3 protein-coding genes are annotated in these 1,778 nt (G+C 70.7%); 2 read left to right on the top strand and 1 reads right to left on the bottom strand.

Features of this window, described 5'->3' with window-relative positions; translation table 11 throughout:
• Positions 1–438: LysR family transcriptional regulator (locus FVW20_RS14240; protein WP_196610136.1), on the bottom strand; the 438-nt coding region annotated here is incomplete at its 3' end.
• 274 nt (positions 439–712) lie between these two features.
• Between FVW20_RS14240 and FVW20_RS14235 the strand changes: the two genes are divergently transcribed.
• The gene (locus FVW20_RS14235; protein ID WP_196610135.1) at positions 713–1,150 is read left to right on the top strand and encodes a carboxymuconolactone decarboxylase family protein; all 438 of its coding nucleotides are present in this window, start codon (positions 713–715) and stop codon (positions 1,148–1,150) included.
• On the top strand, positions 1,147–1,778 hold a 632-nt coding region (locus tag FVW20_RS14230; protein ID WP_196610134.1), incomplete at its 3' end, for a sulfite exporter TauE/SafE family protein. The genes FVW20_RS14235 and FVW20_RS14230, both read left to right, overlap by 4 nt.

Raw genomic sequence — 1,778 nt, 5'->3', positions numbered from 1 at the left:
GCCCAGCAGCAGGGCCAGGTCCACCTCGCCGTGGCGCAGGTCCGCCGCAAGGCCGTGGCGCGAGGCCGTGGCCACATGCACCCGCGTGGCCGGAAAGCGCACGCGGAAGCGGCGCAACGCTTCGGGCAGGCAGAGCATGCCGAGGCTTTGCGACATGCGCACGGAAAGCTCGCCGGAATCGGCGTCGTGGGTGACGGCGCGTCGGGCGTCGTCGGCCATTTCGACAATGCGCCGGGCACGGGGCAGCAACCGCCGTCCGTGGTCGGTGAGCAGCACGCGGCGGCCCGTCCGTTCGAACAGCGGCGCGCCAAGGTCTTCTTCCAGCGCGCGGATCTGCGTGGTGACGGTGGACGGGGCGTAGTGCAGCGCCTCCGCCGCCTTGCGGAACGAGAGCCCGGCGGCCACGGCCAGAAAGGTCTTCAGGTGGCGGATGTCCATGTGGTGCTCCGGGGCGTGCCCCATGCGTTGGCATGGGGAAGTGGCGCGTCAGTCGGCACGGGGGCGGCACGGGGGCGGCACGGGGCCGGTGCGGGGCCGGTGCGGGGCCGGTGCGGGGTCGGCGCGAGAGTGGCGTGGATATGCTGTTCGGACTTCGTGAATCAAGGGTTCATGACGATTCGTTTGTTGCAGCTTGTGCCATGTGATACCTTGGCGCGCAATGGTTGATCTGCATCATGTGATGATTCGTGAAACGTGAATCGGGGATTCCACCATGAACGAACAACTGCGCGCGCTGGCCGTGCAGCGCAAGCGCGCCCATTCCCGGCTTGCGGCAACGGACGCCCCCGTGTACGCCGCCTTTCTGGACATGGAGCGGGCCGCCTATGCGGACGGCGCGCTGACGAAACGCCACAAGGAGCTGGTTGCCGTGGGAATTTCCGTGGTTCTGGACTGCCGCTCGTGCATGCAGTGGCACATCGAACAGGCGGCTGCCGCCGGGGCTGGCCCCGCCGAGGTGCTGGAGGCGGTGGAGGTTGGCATGGAGATGGGCGGCGGACCGGCCACCGTGTCGGCCCGCTTTGCGTTGGAGGTCATGGACGATCTGTTCGGGGAGCGATGGCCGGACGACGTGAAGGCGGGCATCGCCGCGCGTCGGAAAGCCGCCGTGACTGCGGGGCGATCCGCCTCCGACGGCAGGGGTGCGGCATGACCGATGTGCTCGCGCAGGCCGCATCCCTTGCGGGGAGTCTGGCCGCCACGCTGCATGCCGCCATTCCCGCGCCCGTCGATCTGCACGGGCTGCCCGACCCGGGTGACATGCGCGACATGCGTACCTTGGGCGCGGTTTGCGTGGCGGCGCTGGCCGCCGGGTTCACGCAGGGCTTTGCCGGATTCGGCTCCACGGTCATTGCCCTGCCCCTGCTGGTGGCCGTGCTGGGCATGCGGGTGGCCGTGCCGCTGGGCTGCCTGATGGCGCTGGCCATCAACGTGGCGCTGGTGGGCCGCATGTTCGGGCATGTGCGGCGCGGACCGCTGGCCGTGCTGCTGCTTGCCTCGCTGCCGGGCATGGCCGTGGGCGGCAGGCTGCTGTCCGTGGCGCCGGAGGCGTGGCTGGAAGGATTGCTGGGGGCCATGGTGCTGGCGTTCACCGTGTTCGCGGCTCGCACCGCGTCCACTGGCGACGACGGTGCCGACCTGCCGTTGCATGCGGCGGGCACGCCGTTGCGCCACGCGGTCACCGTGGCGGTGGGGCTGGTCAGCGGCGCACTGGGCGCGGCGGTGGGCATCAACGGCCCGCCGGTGGTGGCCTGGGCCATGCGCCAGGGCTGGGAGATCGG

The organism is Nitratidesulfovibrio oxamicus (assembly GCF_015731765.1).
Classification (GTDB): domain Bacteria; phylum Desulfobacterota; class Desulfovibrionia; order Desulfovibrionales; family Desulfovibrionaceae; genus Cupidesulfovibrio; species Cupidesulfovibrio oxamicus.
The sequence above is the reverse complement of the archived record's forward strand: the minus strand, read 5'-3'. Positions and strand labels throughout refer to the sequence as shown.